General features: G+C 60.0%; 15 protein-coding genes. 4 read left to right on the top strand and 11 right to left on the bottom strand.

What is annotated here, in order from left to right; genetic code table 11:
* Nucleotides 1–83: 83 nt before the first annotated feature.
* On the top strand, nt 84–1,358 hold the full coding sequence (locus P9250_RS20215) for an amino acid deaminase (protein WP_250491753.1): 1,275 nt from the start codon (nt 84–86) through the stop codon (nt 1,356–1,358).
* Nucleotides 1,359–1,362: 4 nt separating this feature from the next.
* On the opposite strand, the gene P9250_RS20210 is transcribed toward P9250_RS20215, so the two are convergent.
* A complete protein-coding gene (locus P9250_RS20210; protein WP_250462921.1) occupies nt 1,363–1,842 on the bottom strand; it encodes a MarR family winged helix-turn-helix transcriptional regulator in 480 nt (159 codons plus the stop codon).
* Nucleotides 1,843–1,862: 20 nt separating this feature from the next.
* On the bottom strand, nt 1,863–3,458 hold the full coding sequence (locus tag P9250_RS20205) for an MDR family MFS transporter (RefSeq protein ID WP_244826945.1): 1,596 nt from the start codon (nt 3,456–3,458) through the stop codon (nt 1,863–1,865).
* A 113-nt stretch (nt 3,459–3,571) separates the two neighbouring features.
* Between P9250_RS20205 and P9250_RS20200 the strand changes: the two genes are divergently transcribed.
* Entirely contained in the window at nt 3,572–4,420 is an 849-nt protein-coding gene (locus tag P9250_RS20200) for an EcsC family protein (RefSeq protein WP_244826944.1), read from the top strand.
* Here P9250_RS20200 and P9250_RS20195 read toward each other — a convergent pair.
* From P9250_RS20195 to P9250_RS20185, 3 genes are all read right to left on the bottom strand, one after another.
* A complete protein-coding gene (locus tag P9250_RS20195) occupies nt 4,390–5,319 on the bottom strand; it encodes an alpha/beta hydrolase (protein WP_310394807.1) in 930 nt (309 codons plus the stop codon). The genes P9250_RS20200 and P9250_RS20195 overlap by 31 nt on opposite strands.
* A 31-nt stretch (nt 5,320–5,350) precedes the next feature.
* Nucleotides 5,351–5,755 (bottom strand): CHRD domain-containing protein, encoded by a 405-nt coding sequence (locus P9250_RS20190; RefSeq protein WP_310394805.1) that lies wholly within the window; start codon nt 5,753–5,755, stop codon nt 5,351–5,353.
* Nucleotides 5,756–5,992: 237 nt separating this feature from the next.
* Entirely contained in the window at nt 5,993–7,177 is a 1,185-nt protein-coding gene (locus tag P9250_RS20185) for a porin (protein WP_409014968.1), read from the bottom strand.
* Between the two features lie 437 nt (nt 7,178–7,614).
* Here P9250_RS20185 and P9250_RS20180 point away from each other — a divergent pair, with 437 nt between their 5' ends.
* Entirely contained in the window at nt 7,615–8,550 is a 936-nt protein-coding gene (locus P9250_RS20180) for a LysR family transcriptional regulator (RefSeq protein ID WP_310394801.1), read from the top strand.
* Between the two features lie 55 nt (nt 8,551–8,605).
* Here P9250_RS20180 and P9250_RS20175 read toward each other — a convergent pair whose 3' ends face one another.
* The 6 genes from P9250_RS20175 to P9250_RS20150 all read right to left on the bottom strand — a co-directional run bounded on the left by P9250_RS20175 (nt 8,606) and on the right by P9250_RS20150 (nt 16,302).
* Complete coding sequence (locus P9250_RS20175) at nt 8,606–11,662, bottom strand: ATP-binding protein (RefSeq protein WP_310394799.1); 3,057 nt, start codon at nt 11,660–11,662, stop codon at nt 8,606–8,608.
* Between the two features lie 180 nt (nt 11,663–11,842).
* Nucleotides 11,843–12,493: a response regulator transcription factor gene (locus P9250_RS20170; RefSeq protein WP_250508538.1), complete on the bottom strand. Its 651-nt coding sequence runs from the start codon at nt 12,491–12,493 to the stop codon at nt 11,843–11,845.
* Between the two features lie 90 nt (nt 12,494–12,583).
* Nucleotides 12,584–13,264, bottom strand: coding sequence for a response regulator transcription factor (locus P9250_RS20165; RefSeq protein WP_310394796.1), 681 nt, complete (start codon nt 13,262–13,264; stop codon nt 12,584–12,586).
* 120 nt (nt 13,265–13,384) lie between these two features.
* Nucleotides 13,385–14,032, bottom strand: a complete 648-nt coding sequence (locus P9250_RS20160) for a response regulator transcription factor (protein WP_250525352.1) — start codon at nt 14,030–14,032, stop codon at nt 13,385–13,387.
* Between the two features lie 425 nt (nt 14,033–14,457).
* The gene (locus P9250_RS20155) at nt 14,458–14,982 is read right to left on the bottom strand and encodes a single-stranded DNA-binding protein (RefSeq protein ID WP_310394794.1); all 525 of its coding nucleotides are present in this window, start codon (nt 14,980–14,982) and stop codon (nt 14,458–14,460) included.
* Between the two features lie 117 nt (nt 14,983–15,099).
* The gene (locus tag P9250_RS20150) at nt 15,100–16,302 is read right to left on the bottom strand and encodes an MFS transporter (RefSeq protein WP_250462885.1); all 1,203 of its coding nucleotides are present in this window, start codon (nt 16,300–16,302) and stop codon (nt 15,100–15,102) included.
* A 348-nt stretch (nt 16,303–16,650) separates the two neighbouring features.
* Here P9250_RS20150 and uvrA point away from each other — a divergent pair, with 348 nt between their 5' ends.
* Nucleotides 16,651–19,524: an excinuclease ABC subunit UvrA gene (uvrA, locus tag P9250_RS20145; RefSeq protein WP_250462882.1), complete on the top strand. Its 2,874-nt coding sequence runs from the start codon at nt 16,651–16,653 to the stop codon at nt 19,522–19,524.
* Nucleotides 19,525–19,620: the final 96 nt, after the last annotated feature.

The following is a 19,620-nucleotide window of genomic DNA, read 5'->3' as shown; positions in this document are numbered from 1 at the left end:
TTTGGGTAACATGATACCGTCAACCGCGACGCCATTTTAAGTACCGACAGAATCTATTCATCCGGACGATGGAGTAGCAGCACATGAAAGTTACAAACTATCAGAACGCGACAATCGACCCGTTTGGCAAGGGTCTCGGCATGGTGCCGGGCACGGGCATCAATCTGACGGACGCGGCGCGTCTGCAATGGAACCTGCTTGAAGAGGACGTGAGCTTGCCTGCCGCCGTGCTGTATGCAGAGCGCATCGAACACAATTTGAAGTGGATGCAAGCGTTCGTCGAAGAGTACGGCGTGAAGCTCGCGCCGCACGGCAAGACCACCATGGCGCCGCAACTCTTTCGCCGCCAACTCGACACCGGTGCGTGGGGCATCACGCTCGCCACGGCGCATCAGGTGCGCGCGGCGTATCGCGGCGGCGTGTATCGCATCCTGCTGGCGAATCAGCTCGTCGGCAAACGCAACATGGGCATGATCGCCGAGCTGCTGACGGACCCGAACTTCGAGTTCTTCTGTCTCGTCGATTCAGCGGATGGCGTCGATCAACTGGGCGCATTCTTCAGCGACGTGCACAAGAAGCTGAACGTGCTGATCGAACTCGGCGTGCCGGGCGGACGCACGGGCGTGCGCGACGACGCGCAGCGCGAAGCCGTGCTCGCGGCCATCGCGCGCTGGCCGGGCACAATCGAACTGGCGGGAATCGAACTATACGAAGGCGTCTTGCAGGACGAATCGAAGGTACGCGACTTTTTGAAGAGCGCCGTCGACACCACCCGCGCTCTGATCGATGCTGGCAAGATCGCGCGCAAGCCGGCGATTCTCTCGGGCGCGGGATCGGCATGGTACGACGTCGTCGCCGACGAATTCGCCAAGGCGAACAGCGACGCCATTGAAGTCGTACTGCGTCCCGGCTGCTATCTGACGCACGACGTCGGCATCTACAAGAAAGCGCAGAACGAAATCTTCGCGCGCAATCCCATCGCGAAGAAGATGGGGCAAGGGCTTAAACCCGCGCTGCAATTGTGGGCGTACGTGCAGTCCATTCCCGAGCCGGACCGCGCGATCATCGGGCTCGGCAAGCGCGATTCCGCATTCGACGCGGGCTTGCCGGAACCGGCGAAGCATTTTCGTCCGGGCACGGAAGCGCCACGCGATATCTCGACGGATGAAGGCTGGGAAATTTTTGGCCTGATGGACCAGCACGCTTACTTGCGCATCAAGCCCGGCGATGATCTCAAGGTCGGCGACATGATCGCCTTCGACATCTCGCACCCGTGTCTCACTTTCGACAAGTGGCGTCAGGTGCTCGTGGTCGATCCTAAATACCGCGTCACCGAAGTGATCGAAACGTTCTTTTGACGCGTCAGGCTTTTTCGGCGGCGGTATCGACGAGTGCGGCGTTCGCTGCATTTTGCACCGCGACTTCCTGAATGCGCGCTTCGAGCATATGAAGCGCGCCCGACAGCGCCTCGATGGCGTCGTCCGGCAACGATGCCATGGTGTCGTGCAGAAACGCCGTGCGGCGCGGCATGCCCTCTTCCGCCGCCGCGCGGCCTTGCGCTGTCAGCGCGACATTCGACACGCGATTGTCGCGGACATCCACGCTGCGCACGACCCAGCCGAGACCTTCCAGCGTCTTCAACTGACGAGTCAGCGCGCCCGGGTCCACGCGCAGGCGTTCGACGAGTTTCTTCTGCGACACCTCGCCCTCGTGCTCATGCAAGGCGAACAGAATGCGCCAGCGCGGCATCGGCTGGCCGACGGCTGCTTCGAACGCCGACATGAAAGCGCGATACGTCCGCCCGAACTGCTGCACCACCGCGATACGTTCCTGTTCGTTCATGCTCTCGATTCCGTTGTAATTCATTCGGCGAGGATGACCGGTTCGTGCGTTCGTTTCAAGCGCACGGGCGGCACGCGGCGCGACTGCCAGAGCGAAACGACCGCGACGACGGCCGCGACCGCCAGGCCGATGTGGATTGCCGCCACCAGCGATTCGCGCGCGGATTCGAGCAGCATCGCGCCGTTATGACCCGCAGCCGCAAGCTGCGCGAGCAGCGTGTCCTGTCCTTCGCGATTGATGAGGATTTGCGGATCGGAAAGATCGCCGAGCCAGTGCATTGCGTGATCTCGTTCAAGCGCGAGGCTCACGCCGCTCGCGTACAGATGGCTCACGAGCGTGCCGGTCAATGCCGTGCCGATCATCCCGCCGATCATGCGTAGCGATTGCAACAATGCCGTCGCAATTCCCAGATGCTGACGTCCCGCGGTCTGTTGCGCGAACACGGTGAGGTTCGGCATGACGAAGCCCAGGCCGAGCCCGCCCATCAGCATGACGACGAGCAGCATGGAACGCGGCATCGTATGCGTGGCGATCACCACGCCGAAACACGACGCGGCGAGAAACGCGAAACCCACGTACAGCATGAGATTCGCGTTCTTCAAACGCGTCACGATTCGTCCGTTCACGATACTGCCAATGGTAATGAACACGACGAGCGGCGTGATCATCATGCCCGCGTCTTTCGGCGACATGCCGAAGCCGCCCTGGAACAGCAGCGGCGCATAGAACAGCAGCGAGAACATGGTGAAGCCGCCGAGAATCGCCAGCGTGAACAGCGCGGCGAGGCTCTTGTTTCGGAACATATCGACGGGAAGAATCGCGTAGCTGCAACGCAGTTCCCACTTCCACAGGCTGTAGGACGCCACGATGGCCACCGCCAACAGCATCGCCGTCTCGACACTGATGCCGTGTTTCGGCAACATCTCGACGAACAATTGCAGCGCGCCGAGCGCAACCGCGATCAGCGCGGCGCCGGGCCAGTCGAGCCGCATCTTGCCTTCGTGCGCGACATGACGCAGATGCGGCAAAAAGCGCCAGACGAAGAACAGCGACAGCACGCCGACGGGCAGATTCACGTAGAAAACCGAACGCCAGCCGTAATACTGCGTGAGAATCCCGCCGAGCGAAGGGCCGACCGCATTGGCGATGCCGAAAGCGGAACTCATCAGCACCTGCCAGCGCAGGCGCACGACCGAATCCGGGAACAGATCCGCGATGCACGCGAACGCGGTGCCAACCAGCATCCCGCCGCCGATGCCCTGCAAACCGCGCGCGAGCACCAAAAACATCATGCTGTTGGCGAGTCCGCACAACACGGACGCCACCGTGAACACGATAATCGAAGCGATCACGAAGGGTTTGCGACCGTAGTAGTCACCGAGCCGCCCGAAAATAGGTACGGTAATGACGGAGGTCAGCAGATAGGAGGTCGCGACCCAGGCGTAGAGATCGAAGCCTTTGAGTTCGGCCACGATAGTAGGCAGCGCGGTGCCCACGACGGTCTGGTCCAGCGCGACAAGCATGGTGACGAAAGAGATGCCCAACATCGCCATGAGCGATTCGCGGAAGGGCAAGACCTGTCCGCTGGAGTGATGCGCGGCTGTGTGAACGGCCATTTTTGTGGACGCAATTATTGACGAGTCAAAGAATGGGGAATCATAGCACGCTCGCGTGCTCTAAGCCGTGTGGCCCACCGCTCTCTTTATGCACGTTCCCGGACATTTTTCGTATGCAACCGACGCCCATCATCACTTCGCCGCTTACTGCCGAAGATTTCACCGCTCTGTCCCGCGCGAAGGAGGCGCTCGAAAGCCCTTCGCTCACGATGAAACTGGCGAGCGTGGTCGGCGCGCCGATCGAAAAACTCATGGGACGGCTTCCAGCCTCGGCTCAGGGGAAAGTCGACGAAGCCACGCAAGTCGCGCTCAAGAAATGCCTGCAGCTTGCGCTGCGCACGCTCGGCAACAGCGCGCCGTCCGACTCGCTGCTCGCGCCGCCGCCGGACAAACCGCGCAATCTGATGCACAAACTCGCCGTCGCGACGACGGGCGCGGCGGGCGGCGCATTCGGCTTGTTTGCGTTGCCCGTCGAGTTGCCCGTCACGACCACGTTGATGTTTCGCTCGATTTGCGACATCGCGCGCAGCGAAGGCGAGGACGTGCATCGCGTGGAGACGCAGTTGCAATGCATGATGGTGCTCGGCATGGGCGGCACCCACAAAGACGACGATAACGCCGACATCGGCTATTTCATCGTTCGCGGCGCGCTCGCGCAGTCCATCTCGCGCGCGACCAACGAAATCGCGGCCAAGGGATTGAGCAGTCATGGCTCGACCGCGTTGCTCAAATTCTTGCAGACCATCGCGTCGCGCTTCTCGGTGCAGGTCAGCGAGCAGGTCGCGGCCAAGTCGATTCCGGCCATCGGCGCGGTTCTCGGCGCCATGGTCAACACCGTGTTCATCGACCATTTTCAGCAGATGGCGCTCGGACACTTCACTGTGCGCAGACTCGAACGGCAATACGGAACGGCGGCGGTCGAGCGCGCGTATCAGACCATCGAGGTGATCGGCGGGCGCTGAGCGTTGCCGGCGCTCGTCGTGGTCGCTATGAAACGCGCGGCTTGCGTGAGCGCATCGCGCGCTTCGGGCATGAATGGCGCCCAGATCTGGAAAATATGCGGGACGTTGCGCCAGATTTGCAATTGCACGTCCACGTTAGTTTCGCGCGCTATCTTCGCGACGCGCGTGGCATCGTCGAGAAGCAATTCCGTGTCGCCTGCTTGAATCAGGAGCGGCGGCAGGCCTCGATAATCGCCGAAAAGCGGTGACGCGTAGGGATCACGCGAATCGGCATCGCCGAGATAGAGCGCGGCCACGCGCGGGAAGACCGATGCGTGGAACATCGGGTCACGGCCTTCGTTTGCTTGCATCGACGCGCCGCCGCAGGTCAGGTCGGTCCACGGCGAAAACAGAACCGCGCTGGCGGGCAATTGAACCCGTGCATCGCGAAGCGCGAGCAATGTGGCGAGCGCGAGGCCACCGCCGGCCGAATCGCCCGCAATGACGATCGATTTTGCATCGATGCCCGACGCGAGCAGGCGGCGGTAAGCGGCAACGGCGTCGTCGAGCGCGGCCGGAAAGCGATGCTCGGGAGCCAGCCGGTAGTCGAGCGAAAACACGTCGGCATCCGCACGCGTCGCAAGACCGAACGTGATCGCTCGATGACTGCGCGGCGAGCAAAAGTAATAGCCGCCGCCGTGGAGATAAAGCACCGTTCGTCGATCACGCGCGGCGCTCTCGCGGCGCAACCATTCGCCATCCGGCTCGATATCGAGTCGCCATCCCTTCGGTACACGCGGCAACCAGATTCGACGCGATGCGTAGGTCCGCGCGCGCTCGACATCGAGTGTCGGCTTCGCCGTTTCCGGCCGCATTTGCCGCTTGAGCAGCCAGCATGCGAACGCGCTTTGCCAACTCATCGTAGCGGGCTCAGGCTTTGAGTCGAGCCGATCAGTTCGATGGCATCACCTGACCGCGAATCTCGCCGGTCGGGTTTTCCCGTGTGTGAATGTTGAAATACCATTGCCCGGCCATGAGGTCCGTGACCTGCTGCTCGGTGAGCGTGGCCCGACCTTTCATCGGACTGGCGAGCGCATGTTTGTCGGCGGGTACTTGCGGCTTCGCGTTCTGACCGACGGGCGCGGGACCGTGGAAGTGGGCCATCGTGACCGGGCCGGAAAGCTCGGCGTAAGTCGCGGTCCAGGTGATGACCTTGGTGTCGGTGTCGAACGTGGCGTCGAGCATGCCGTGCCCTTTGCTGACGCGCGGCGGGACTTCGCTCGATGGCTGTAGATTCGCCTTCAGCGCGATGGTATCGGCGAATGCCGCCGAGGATGCGAGCAACGTGAACATCATGGCTGCGATGCAGCGGACATGTGGTCTGCATGTCGGGATCATTCTGGCTCTCCTTGGTGACGGCCAAGCGCTTCGCTTTCATATCGTTGATGCGCTTACGGCATCGCCATGGTAGAGCATTCGGATGATCGATGTTTTCCAGCGTACGCCGTTCGCGCGCGCGAATGCAAAAAGGGCGCCGCGCGGCGCCCTTTTCTTTTTACTGCTAGCTAGCTACTGCTTACAACTCAGCCCGCTTTAGAAGCGGTGACGGATACCAGCCGTCACGAGAACCTGACGGCTGCTCGACGATGCTGCTGCACCGCTGATTTGAGCCGACGGGTATTCGTTTTCCGGCAGACCGCTTGCAATTTGCATCACGCCTTCAGCGTAGACGTCCGTACGCTTGGACAACGCGTAGTCGGTCTGCAAGCCGAACTGGTGATAGCGAACGCGCGTCGATTCGCCTGCGGCACCCAGCTTCTGGTTGGTGAACGTGTAGGCCGCACCCAGCGACAGCGCCGGCGTCAGAGCGTAACGAGCGTTTGCTTCGTAGTTGTTCGTGACGGCCGTAGCGTCGAAGTTGCTGCCGTCTTGACGAACTTGCGTCCACAGCAGGCCGAATTGCATAGCATTCGTCGAGTAGCTGGCGCCTGCGCCGAACGTACGTTGACGGATCGTGCCGAATGCGGCTTCTGCTGCCTCTGCCGGCTGACCGGCTGCTACAAACGCGTCACCGACGACATGCGGAACGACCGTAGCACCGTTGATGGCGCCAGCGTTGTTGCTGTTGATGCCGTTTGCCTGCGTGTAAGCAATGCCAGCCTTGATCGGGCCGTTAGCGTAGCCAGCACCCAGGCTGTACGCGCGATTCGCCGCGAAGCTGCCTGCCGAGTTCGAGAAGCCGTACTCGCCGCCGAACGTCAGACCAGCATAGTTGGCGCTCTGGAACTTGACCGAGTTGCTGAGACGGAAGTTGTTGCCGTCCAGGTTATCCAGGTTGTCCGGGTGCGCGAAGTACGTGCCGCCGAACGTGCCCGTTGCGCTCAAAGGACCGAGGTAGTCAGCCACGGCGTCGTTCTGACGACCCAACGTTACCGTGCCTTGGTTCGTCGAAATGCCGACATACGATTGGCGAGCAGCACCGGCGCCGCTACCGTTTGCCGGGTTGAAGCCGCTTTCCAGCCTGAAGACTGCCTTCATGCCGTTGCCCAGATCTTCAGCGCCCGTCAGGCCCCAACGGCTGTCTTGCACGTTGTTGCCAGTGACGCCCCATGCGCTTGCCTTGTTGTAGTCCGAACCCGGTGCCGAGCGCACGTTGTTCACGAACGTGAAACCTGCGTCCAACGTGCCGTACAGCGTGACGCTGCTTTGTGCGCTTGCAGCCGTGGCGAACGATGCAGCCAGAGCGGCCACTGCGGCTCCGATAAGATTCTTTTTCATGCGAATTCCTTTGATTGAGTCACGAGACTCGATGAGTTGCTTAAGGCCGCGGCGCGGCACATCTGGGATCGAAGCCCCGGAGAAAGCCTCACACCGATATTCGGCAGCCCAAAGTGTATGGCGCAGCTTTTTGCAGAGACCACCAAGGAACACGCAAAAGGTCTTTCGAATAAATCAAAAAATAGAATTTCAATATGACTTAACGCTTACACATCTGGTACTTACCCGAATGCTTTTTCTTTAACGAGATGGACCAGGCGCAGCATCGTTGCACACATGCGACAGTGGCTGACGAGCGACAGCGAGAAGACTTCGGAGTCATCCTATTCACAAGATGTATCGGGCTACGTAACATCGCGCACGCGAGGCGGCACTCCTGCCCTTGCTGACTTCGCACCGATCACCCGCAGTTCACGCTTTCGCCAGGCCATCCGCTCATGAACCAATTACAGGCGATGCGCGTCTTCCTCAAAGTCGCGGAGACATCTTCTTTTGGCCGCGCGGCCGCAGCGCTCGATCTTTCGAACGCCGTGGTCACGCGCTATGTCTCGCTACTCGAAGCGCATCTCAATACCCGCTTGCTGAATCGCACGACACGAAGCGTGTCGCTGACCGAAGCGGGCAAGGAATACGCCGATGGCTGCCGAACAGTGATCGAACACGTCGAGAATATCGAGGCATCAGTAGCGAACAGTTCAGTCGATCCATCCGGAACACTCAAGCTCGTTGCATCGGCATCGTTTTCCTTGCTCGAACTCACGCCCATGCTGCGCGCTTATCGCGATCGCTATCCGAGCGTGAAGCTCAGTCTTACGCTGCTCCATCGGCCGGTCGATCTCGTCGATGAAGGCTTCGATGTCGGCATCGTCGTGCCGCATCTCGTCAATAGCGGCACGCTCATCAACCGGCCGCTTTTCAAGGTCGCCGCGGCACTCGTCGCATCGCCCGACTATCTCGCCCGCCGCGGCATGCCGGCGCGGCCCGCCGCTCTCGTCAAACACGAGTTTCTCGCGCCATCCACGGATATTCACGGATCGAAGTGGTCATTCACCAGTCCGACGGGTTCGCGCGAGGAAGTGTCGATCGACCCGTCGTACACGGTGAACAGTTCACCCATGTTGCGGCAGGCGGCGATATTGGGAATGGGCATTGCCGTATTGCCCGAGAGCTATGTCCGGCAGGACGTCGAAGCGGGCGCGCTCGTGCGCCTGCTGCCGGCCTACACGCTGAACGACGCGGACAAGGAAGTGTCGATCGTTTATCCGGGACGCAGACACGTATCGGCCAAGACGCGTTCATTCGTCGACTTTGCGCTGACGCATTTCCGGGACCGTGCGACGTCCGATTTCGGCGCGGCCAGTCTTTCCGACTAAAAGAAAAAAGCGCGACGCAGTTTGATTCGCGTCGCGCTTTGATTGATTCGACCGCTTAAACGAGCTCGGCGCCTTGCGCCTCTATGCGTTCGAGCAATTGCCTGCAGCGAACGATCAACAGATTTCCATCCTGTCGACGCATTGCGAGTGGCTTACTCGACAAGTCACGCCTGAATGTTTCCAGCGCATCAAGCAGCGGCCGATACTGCAAGACGCTCGCCGCCCCAGACACGCGATGATGCCATTCGCGCAAGTGTTCCACCGTGCCGCGTGCAAGCAGTGGTTCGAGCGCGGCGAGATCGTCGCGGAACGAGGATACGAAGGCATCGAGAAGCGCCTTGACGGTCGCCTCGCTGCCCCAAAGTTGCGCCATCGCGCCAAGGTCGATTTCGTCTTCTTCCGCGTGCCTTGCTTCGGCGTCGCCGACTGCCCGTCCTTCCGGCTCAGGCGCGACCGTGTCCTTCAACCACCACCGGTTAAGATGCTCGCGCAGCGTCGCGAGCCGAGTGGGTTTGATGAGGCAATCGTCCATACCCGCGTCGCGGCACATGGTGCGCTCCTCGGCCGCCGTGCTAGCGGTGATACCGAGAATCGGCAGTCGGACCGCTGTTCCCGCTTCGTTGGCGCGCACGCGTCTCGTCAGCTCGTAGCCGGTCATGTTCGGCATATGGCAGTCCGTGATCAGAAAGCCGTAATGCGTCTGTTCGAGCGCCGCAAGCGCCTCGACGCCATCCTGCACGACATCGCAGGCGAACCCGAGCAACGAAAGCTGGTGGCGAATCAACTCCTGATTAACGGGATGATCCTCCGCCACGAGCACGAGCCTGCCGTTGCGCAAAGCATCCTCGCGGTCGGGCGCTTCCTTCTTCGGTTCGAGGCCCATTGTCGCGCGCGCCGCAATCTGCGGCATGCCGGTCAAGGCCGCGACGCAGGCAGCGCCAAGCCCTCGCCAAGAGATGGGATTGATGCTGACGCGAATATCGTCTTCGAGAATTCGATAACCCGTTGGCTTCGGCTTTTCCGTCGCGTGAATGACGCGGGAGCCGAACGGCAGCTTGTCCTTGTGCGTATCGCTCAGAAATACGATATCGACGCCTTCGAACGTCTCCGGAAGCATCAGGCTCGGGCTATCCGACGGAATGCGCTGAAGCACCAGACCGAGCGCCTGTCCGTAGTTCACCAACGCGTCGGCGACGCGCTCTTCGTCGATCGCCACGATGCCTCGCCGGCCGCGCAAGCCGTCGATCTGATACTGCAAAGTCTCGACCGGCAGTTCGAGGCGAAGCGTCATGGATGTGCCGACGCCTACTTCGCTCTGTAACGTCAGTGTGGCACCCATCAAGTCCACGAGCCGATTGACAATGGTCAGTCCGAGGCCCGTACCGCCGAAGCGTCGGGTAGTGGACTTTTCCGCTTGCACGAACGGCTCGAAGAGACTCGCCTGCGACTCGGACGCGATACCAATGCCCGTGTCCTTCACGCAGAGTTCGAGCAGCTGAGTGGACTCCGTCGATCCCACTTTCCGTACGTGCACGGCGACTTCACCAGCGCTGGTGAACTTGATCGCGTTGCTCAGCAGGTTGAAGATGATCTGCCTCAGACGCACGCTGTCGCCCTGCACGGTAGCCGCCACTTCCGGCGCGACATTGACTCGCACGCGCAAGCCCTTTTCGTGTGCCCTGCCCGCCAGCAAGCCGACGGCGCTATCGACGAGTTCGCGCAAATCGATCGCGGTCGGCTCGATCGTCAGACGGCCTGCTTCGATCTTCGAATAGTCCAGGAGATCGTCGAGAATCTGAAGTAAAGCGCTGGCTGAATCCTGAATCATGCCGAGCATTTGCGACTGATCCGGATTGAGCGGCGTATTTTCGAACACTTCGACGAGACCCAGAACGCCGTTCATAGGCGTGCGGATTTCGTGGCTCATCATGGCGAGAAAATCGTCCTTCGCTCTCGATGCGGCTTCCGCGATATCTCTCGCCCGCGCAAGCTCTTCAGCGCGCGCGTGCTCGACGCTCGCATCCACCCAATATCCGCTCCAGACCACGGCGCCGTCGTCTTCGCAATGAGCGACGAGGTCTGCGCGAAACCAGCGCGTCACGCCGCCGACGACGGCTCGAAATTCTGTATGCAAGGGCTCAAGCGTGAGCGATGACCGCTCGATTTCCGCCAGCAGGCGCACGCCGTCCTCGGAATTGACTTGACGCAATACCTTGAGCGGATCGTTAGCCAACGCTCCAAGATCGAGGCCAAGCAGTTGCCGCGTGTCGCCGTCGATATACGGAAGACTGTAAGCGCCATCGCGCGCACGCCGCAGTTGGAAGACGACAGCGGGAAGCGAGCGTGTAACATCGTGCAGGCGCCGTTCTGTGCGACGGGCGTGCATCTCGGCGTCGCGAATATCGGTAATGTCGATCATCGTGCCGACTACGCCGGCTCGCTCGCCGTCCGGTGCCAGAAATGCACCGGTCCAAAAGAGGCCGTAGCGCGATCTGCCGAACTCGTCGAAGAACTCGGCCTCGACTTCCTGACGCTTGCCCGTGGCGAGCGTGCAACCAGAGAGATCGTGCAGCAAACGGCTGTGCTTTGCTCCCCACGCGCCCACTTCGAGCGCCGTCTGTCCGACGATATCCGTCCTGCGAACGCCCAGGGCCTCCTCGAACGCACGGTTGACCGCGACGTAGCGATTGTCCATGTCCTTCGCGACAAGCGGATACGGCACGACTTCCATCATGGTCTGCTGGAAGCTCAACTGCGTCGCGAGTTGCTGTTCGATCTTGAGACGCTTTCGCATTTCCCGCTGCAACAGGACGAATGCCCGAAGCGTGACGATCAAAACGGCCAGCACGCCAATGAGTGCAGGAAGCAGGCGCAGTGCGGTAACGCTCAGAACACGGGACGGCGCTGCCGAGACATAAACGTTCGAGAGCGCGTCGTTAGCGCGAAACATGAAGGCATCCGCATCGATAGGCGGAATGCTTTCTCTGGCGGGCGAGATATCTGCCGCCGTTGCACGCGCGTCGGACGCGACACTATCCGCGCGCACCTCCGTGCAATACGGTGACAGGAGCACGACGAGCAGGAACCAGCAACGCACGACGACGGAACTCAAATCGAATCTCTCAAAGGTAAAAGTCGGCGTCGTTGAGAGGACGCCGCATGGGAAATCTTGCGTACGCTGCAACACAGGCTGTCGCTGGCGCCGTCAAACAGTAGAGTCTGATACGCATCCGTTGGCGCAGACATCGGAACCGTCTTAAATAATTCTGATGACGCCAACCGTCCGCTTCAGTCAGACGAGGCCCACCTGCCTGAAATACTCGACGAGATCGGCCTCCGAACTTAGGCCCAGCTTCCGCATGCCACTGCGTTTCTGGGTAGCGATGGTTTTACTGCTTCGTCCGAATCGGCTTGCAATCTCGTGCACCACCATGCCACTGGCGTACAGCCGAAACACTTCCCACTCGCGCCGGCTCAATACGCCGACACATGCGGGCATGGTTTCTGGAAGGCTGCTCAACGCATCTATGGCAAGCGGCGAGGCGAACCGTCTGCCTGCGCTGATGGCCGCAATTGCGGTTTCGAGAGACTCCAGTCCGTCGCGCTTGTCGACCACACCGTCGACGCCCATTCGTAAGAGTCCCGCTAGCATTCGAGCTTGTGAAAGCATGGTGATAACGACCAGCCTCGGCCGCTCGACCCGACTGGAAAAACGCCTCAGGAATGTGATGGAACTGCTCTCACCTTCCATCCCCTGCATTCCAATGTCAGAAAAGACGAAGTCACAAGCAGTCGAATCCAGCGCTTCGGCCAGCTCTTGGGTGTCGTGCGCCGTCGCCACTACTTCGACGGCGCCGTCCCGTTCGAGATAGCTCTTGATACCCTTCACGACAATTGGGTGATCATCGGCGATGATTGCCCTCAGCGGCATTCTTGTTTTCATTGGTCTCTTTTATTTTAAAAGCCGGCATGCCCTTCTAACGAGGGCAATGCGTCTCTACGCCGGCCGATCAAAGCTGCTTGTAAGCGCGCGTCAGATCAGGTTCGTGTCCGCGACGAAGCGATACAGATCTGCGTCCGTGGACAGATCCAGCTTGCGCATGGCGGCGCATTTCTGAGCGCTGATGGTCTTTACGCTACGGCCCAGCTTCCTTGCGATCTCAGTCACGTTGGCACCGCGCGCATAGTTTTCAATGACTTCCATTTCCCGGCTAGTCAGTCTCTGCCGAATGAACAGAGCGTGACTTTCCGTATTCGCAATGGCCAAAGCACGGCGAATTGCAGGTCCGAGATAGGTCTCGTTGGCAATGACCGAGACGATCGCGACATAGATGAGGTCAAGCCGGTCCTCTTTGCTGAGGAACGCGTGCGCGCCCGCGTCCAGCGCCTGCTTGATGAGCGTCGCGTTATCGGTGCGCGATAGCACGACGATGTGCACATTCGGATAAGTCGCAGAAATGTGCTGCACGAGTTGAACGCCGTCACCATGGCGCCCCCCCGGCATGAAGAAGTCGACGATGGCCACGTCGCATTCACCGCGTGCCAGACACTCGTCGAGCTGCGTGGAATCGATGCTTCGACTCACCACTTCTACATTGGGAAAATTCCCAGCCAGCCGTTCGATAGCGAGAATGACGAGCGGATGATCGTCCGCTATTGCTAACCGAATTCTCCTGGCATGCGAGAACACTTGACCTTCATTCAATGATTCCATCACTTAAAACCTTCACGCGTTGAGCGAACTCAAATTCATTCTTGACACCGATAAGAATCGGATACCGAAACATTAAAAAACATAAGATGCATCCGAATTCGAACTCACCACACCGATAACTCAGCCGAGTCCTTGAGCGCGTACAAACGCGAACAAACCCGGGTCGTTTCTAATTCCGAGCTTGTTCATCGCATCTCGCTTCTGTCGACTGATAGTGCGCACATCGCGGTTCAACGCTTTGGCGATTTCGGTAATCGTGCGACCCTTGGCGAACAAACGAACGACTTCTTCTTCCCGGGGCGAAAGCCGCGGTTCCTCTGGTGATGACTCGGTTTCCGCGCCCGCTTCCGCTAACGCGGTAACAAAAGACCCACTGACATAACGGCGATCGATTCCCGCATGGCGCACGGCAGTCGCCACGAGTTCAATAGCCTCCGCCTTATTCACGAGTCCGATGGCACCGGCATTCAGAATAGAACGAAGAATCGCGACATTACTGACGCTCGTCAGCACGACGATTTTGATGCTTGGCCACTCTTGCCTGACTCTACGAATCAGCCGTAATCCGTCTAAAGCGTCCGGCCCAGGCTCAGGCATGGCGAAATCCGTGACAAGCACGTCACATGGCGTCTTCGCGAGTTCGACCACGAGGCTGCTCGCATTATTCGCCTCACCGACGACATCGATCCCTTCGTCGGCCTTGAAAAGCGCCTTTACGCCAAGGACCACGAAAGGATGATCGTCGGCCAGCACTACGCGAAGTTTCAAAGTCGCCCCTCTAAATGATGTTGTTGATTTTTAGATTTTGGTCAGAACGCATTTATTGCTTTATGCAATCAACGAAGTCTCTCTTCCGTAACGTTTGCTCGAACTCAATAAAATCGAGTAAACATCTGAAATCAATAAATGAATGCCTAAAAGCAGCGAGTAACTAAACGTTCTAAACTCGATGAATCAAAGTAGGACGCAAACAAGCCGCGCACCATAGGACTACTCCGATTAGGCTTCCAATGACTCCTTGTTGACGGGATTAAAGCCACCTATTCGCGGTTAATCGGAAGCGTAATACGGCTGCGGGAATCGCGGAGAGCCTCGAAGTTATATTTCGGAAAACGCCTTGCCGATTTGATAAAAAAAAGCCTCCGACAATTAATGCCAGAGGCTTAGTGTTTAAACGAATTTGTTGCGACTTGTCAGAACGGGATATCGTCGTCCATGTCTTCAAAACCGCCGCCCGCAGGTTGGCTCGGACGGCTCGATCCGCCACCCGCTCCACCGCCCGCAGCGCGCCCGCCTGCCGGCGCGCGGCCGCCACCACCGCCGCCTGAGCGCTCCATCGGCGCGCTGCGGCTGTAGCCGCCGTCATCGCCGCCGCCTGCTCCGCCGCGGCCACCGAGCATTTGCATCTGATCGGCAACGATCTCGGTCGAATAGCGCTCTTGCCCCGCCTGATCGGTCCACTTGCGCGTGCGAATGCGCCCTTCGATATACACCGACGAGCCCTTCTTCAAATACTCGTTCACGATCTCGGCAAGACGCCCGAAGAACGCCACGCGATGCCACTCCGTGAGTTCCTTCATCTCGCCAGACGACTTTTCCTTGTAACGGTCGGTCGTCGCGAGACGAATGTTGGCCACGGCGTCGCCGCTCGGAAGGTAGCGCGTTTCCGGGTCGGCGCCCAGATTGCCTACGAGAATGACCTTGTTGACAGATGCCATGATTTCTCCGGTAAATTCCTTGCCCACTAGCAGTTATGCGACGTTATCAGTTCAACCCTCTTCCAGGGAAGAGGACGGGAAACATCGCACTGCCTCAATATGATTAATACAGATTCGCTACGCCGCGCGCTCGACCCTGCGCGGCGGCGCCTTCATTTTCGACGCGACGATCAACCATGCCAGCACCAGCGCCGAACACGAGAAGAACACCGCACTCGGGCCATCCAGCTTGAGCAGCCAGCCGCCGATCACGCCACCAAGCGCGAGCCCGATAGACTGCGTCGTGTTGTACACCCCGGCGGCCGCGCCCTTGCGCGTGCCTGGCGCCAGTTTGGACACAAGCGAAGGTTGCGACGCCTCCAGCACGTTGAAGCCCAAAAAGTACACAAACAGGATCGCGGCCACGGACCATAGCGTATGGGGAGCCGCGCCTAATAACAACTGGCCGATCAGGATAAGAAAAATCGCACTCAACATGACCGCTTTCATCTTGCCGCGCTTCTCGGCGGCGATGATTGCCGGAACCATCATCACGAAAGCGAGGCCCATCACCGGAAGATAAATCTTCCAGTGCGAGGCGACCGGTAACCCGCCCGCTTCGAGAATGCGCGGCACGACGAGAAAGAGCGCGGTTTGGGTTGCGTGCAGCACCAGCACGCCGAAGTTCAGACGCAGCAACTCGACGTTGTGCAGCACCTCGGCGAATGGTGCCTTGACGTGAACCGGCGGCACGGGCGGGTCCGGCACGACCCACAGGACCACGCCGACCGCGACGATCGACAGCACGCCGATCACCGTGAACAAGCCGCTCATGCCGACCCAGTGGAACAGGATCGGTGCGCCAACGATAGCGACCGCGAACGAGACGCCGATGCTCGCGCCGACCATCGCCATGGCCTTGGTGCGATTTTCTTCTTCAGTCAGATCGGCGATGAACGCGATCACCGCCGACGACACCGCGCCCATGCCCTGAATCACACGTCCGGCGATGATCCACGCCATGGAGTGCCCCGCCGCCGCCACGAAGCTGCCGAGCGCGAACACGAGCAGGCCGAATGCGATCACGGGTTTGCGGCCCAGCTTGTCCGAAATCCAGCCATAGAAGATATACAGCATGGACTGCGTGACGCCGTAAGCGCCGAGCGCTATGCCGACGAGAAACACGTCATCGCCGCCAGGGATGGTTTTCGCGTAAATGGAAAACACCGGCATGATCATGAAGAGGCCGAGCATGCGCAGCGCAAAGATCGCGGCGAGCGACACGGTTGCGCGCAATTCCGGCGCGGACAAACGTGTGGACGTGGCAGACGGATTGGACATCAGGAACGGAAATGGGTGAGGGTCGCGACTGGCCTGACGCGTGGGGAGCGCGGCGCGGCCGCCTTGTTCTGGCTCGAAACGGCACTATATGCGACACACGGCGGCTCGCGCGCCGCACGACCTGCGGCCATTAACGCGAAAGCGCCTGGGAAACGGAAAAGCCGTTGGAAAGCCGCCGAGAAGCCTTGAGAGCCCCCGAGAGCCTTTTGGCACGGGCGCCGCACCCTGCAAAAGTCGTTATAGTAGCAGGTTTAGCCCCCTTACTTTGTCGTCCGGTAGTCGCAGGAAACCCCGCGCCACGACCTAAAAGACGCCCGAAAGACCCCCGAAAGAACCCGGAAGAGACTCGTGGAAGAAATTCGTATTCGTGGGGCTCGCACCCACAATTTGAAGAACGTCAATCTCGACTTGCCGCGTCACAAGCTGATTGTGATTACGGGGTTGTCCGGGTCGGGCAAGTCGTCGCTCGCATTCGATACGCTTTACGCCGAAGGTCAGCGCCGCTACGTCGAGAGCCTCTCGGCGTACGCGCGGCAATTTCTGCAGCTGATGGAAAAGCCCGATGTCGATCTGATCGAAGGCCTTTCACCGGCCATTTCGATCGAACAAAAAGCCACCTCGCATAATCCGCGTTCGACGGTCGGCACCGTCACCGAAATTCACGATTATCTGCGTCTGCTGTTTGCGCGCGTCGGCACACCTTATTGCCCCGATCATCTGATTCCGCTCGAAGCGCAAAGCGTCTCGCAAATGGTCGATGCCGCGCTCGCGCTGCCCGAGGAAACCAAGCTGATGATCCTCGCGCCCGTCGTCGTGGATCGCAAGGGCGAGCACGTCGAGTTATTCGAAGAGATGCAGGCGCAGGGCTTTATCCGCTTTCGCATTCGTTCGGGCGGCGGCACGGCGAACGAAGGCGTCGCGAAAATCTATGAAGTGGACTCGCTACCGAAGCTCAAGAAGAACGACAAGCACACCATAGACGTGGTGATCGACCGGCTTAAAGTGCGTCCGGACATGAAGCAGCGCCTGGCGGAATCGTTCGAGACCGCGCTGCGTCTCGCCGATGGCCGCGCGATCGCGCTCGAAATGGATACCGAAAACGAAAAGCTCTTCAGCTCGAAGTTCGCGTGCCCGATCTGTTCGTACTCGCTGCCGGAACTGGAGCCGCGCCTTTTCTCGTTCAACAATCCGATGGGCGCGTGCCCGGAATGCGACGGCTTGGGCCAGATCACGTTTTTCGATCCGAAGCGCGTGGTCGCGCATCCTTCGCTCTCGCTCGCGGCGGGCGCGGTGAAGGGCTGGGACCGGCGCAATCAGTTCTATTTTCAGATGCTGCAAAGTCTCGCGGCGTTCTACGAATACGACATCGACGCGCCGTTCGAGGAACTGCCGGAAAAGGTGCGCAAGACGCTTTTGTACGGTTCGGGCAAGCAGGTCATTCCGTTCTCGTACATCAACGAGCGCGGGCGCGCTTCGGTGAGAGAGCACGCATTCGAAGGCATCCTGCCGAATCTGGAGCGTCGTTATCGCGAAACGGACTCGGCCGCCGTGCGCGAGGAACTGGCGAAGTATCAGAACAATCAGGCGTGCCCGGCCTGCGAGGGCACGCGTCTGCGCCGCGAGGCGCGTTTCGTCAAAGTCGGTTCCGGCGATGACGCTCGCGGCATCTACGAAGTCAGCGGCTGGCCGTTGCGCGATACGCTCGGCTACTTCCAGACGCTACGGCTCGACGGCGCGAAAGGTGAGATCGCGGACAAGGTGGTCAAGGAAATCGTCGCGCGGCTGTCGTTCCTGAATAACGTCGGGCTCGATTACCTGTCGCTCGAACGCAGCGCCGAAACGCTCTCGGGCGGCGAGGCGCAGCGCATCCGGCTCGCGTCGCAGATCGGCTCGGGCTTGACCGGGGTGATGTACGTGCTCGATGAGCCGTCCATCGGCCTGCATCAGCGCGACAACGACCGGCTCATCGCCACGCTCAAGCATCTGCGCGATATCGGCAACTCGGTGATCGTGGTCGAGCATGACGAAGACATGATCCGCATGGCCGATTACGTCGTCGACATGGGGCCGGGCGCGGGCGTGCATGGCGGCGTGATCGTCGCGCAAGGCACGCCGAATCAGGTGCAGAAAGACCCGAATTCGATCACGGGACAGTATTTGTCGGGCAAGCGGACTATCGGTTATCCGTCCGAGCGGACCGCGCCGGACGAGCGGCAGCTTCGTATTGTCGAGGCGTATGGCAATAATCTGAAGCGCGTGACGCTCGATTTGCCCGTCGGGCTTCTGACTTGCGTGACCGGCGTCTCGGGTTCGGGCAAGTCCACGCTTATCAACGACACGTTGCAACACGCGGTTGCCCAACATTTGTACGGATCATCGACCGAGCCCGCGCCGTATGAGTCCATCGAAGGTCTCGAACACTTCGACAAAGTGATCGCCGTCGATCAATCACCGATCGGCCGCACGCCGCGCTCGAACCCGGCCACTTATACCGGACTGTTCACGCCCATCCGCGAACTCTTCGCCGGCGTGCCGGCCGCGAAGGAGCGCGGTTACGATCCCGGCCGTTTTTCGTTCAACGTGAAGGGCGGACGCTGCGAGGCGTGTCAGGGCGATGGCGTCATCAAGGTCGAAATGCACTTTCTGCCGGATGTCTATGTGCCCTGCGACGTGTGCCACGGCAAGCGCTACAACCGCGAAACGCTCGACATTCAGTACAAGGGCAAGAACATCAGCGAAGTGCTCAACCTCACGGTGGAAGCCGCGCACGAGTTCTTCAAGCCGGTGCCGGTCGTCGCGCGCAAGCTGAAGACGCTGCTGGAAGTGGGCCTCGGTTATATCCGGCTCGGCCAGTCGGCGACCACGCTTTCGGGTGGCGAGGCACAGCGCGTCAAGCTTTCGCTGGAACTGAGCAAGCGCGACACCGGTCGGACTCTTTATATCCTCGATGAACCGACGACCGGTCTGCACTTCCACGACATCGCGCTTCTGCTCGAAGTGATTCACCGTCTGCGAGATCAGGGCAACACGGTCGTGATCATCGAGCATAATCTCGACGTGATCAAAACGGCGGATTGGGTCATCGACCTCGGTCCGGAAGGCGGCGCGGGCGGCGGCCAGATCATCGCTCAGGGAACACCCGAGCAGGTCGCGAAATCGAAAGCGAGCTTTACGGGCAGATATCTGGCACCCTTGCTGCAACGGCCCAAGTCGGCGGCGTAGCATGGTTGCGGCGCGTCACTTGCGCCGCGCGCCATAGCCGTTCGAAATGCGCCGCGATACGCGGCACGAATAACCGTCGCAAGCAGGGAAAAGGAA

Source organism: Caballeronia sp. LP006, from assembly GCF_031450995.1.
Taxonomy (GTDB): Bacteria; Pseudomonadota; Gammaproteobacteria; order Burkholderiales; family Burkholderiaceae; genus Caballeronia.
Note: the sequence above shows the minus strand (reverse complement) of the source record. Positions and strands in the feature narration are given on the sequence as shown.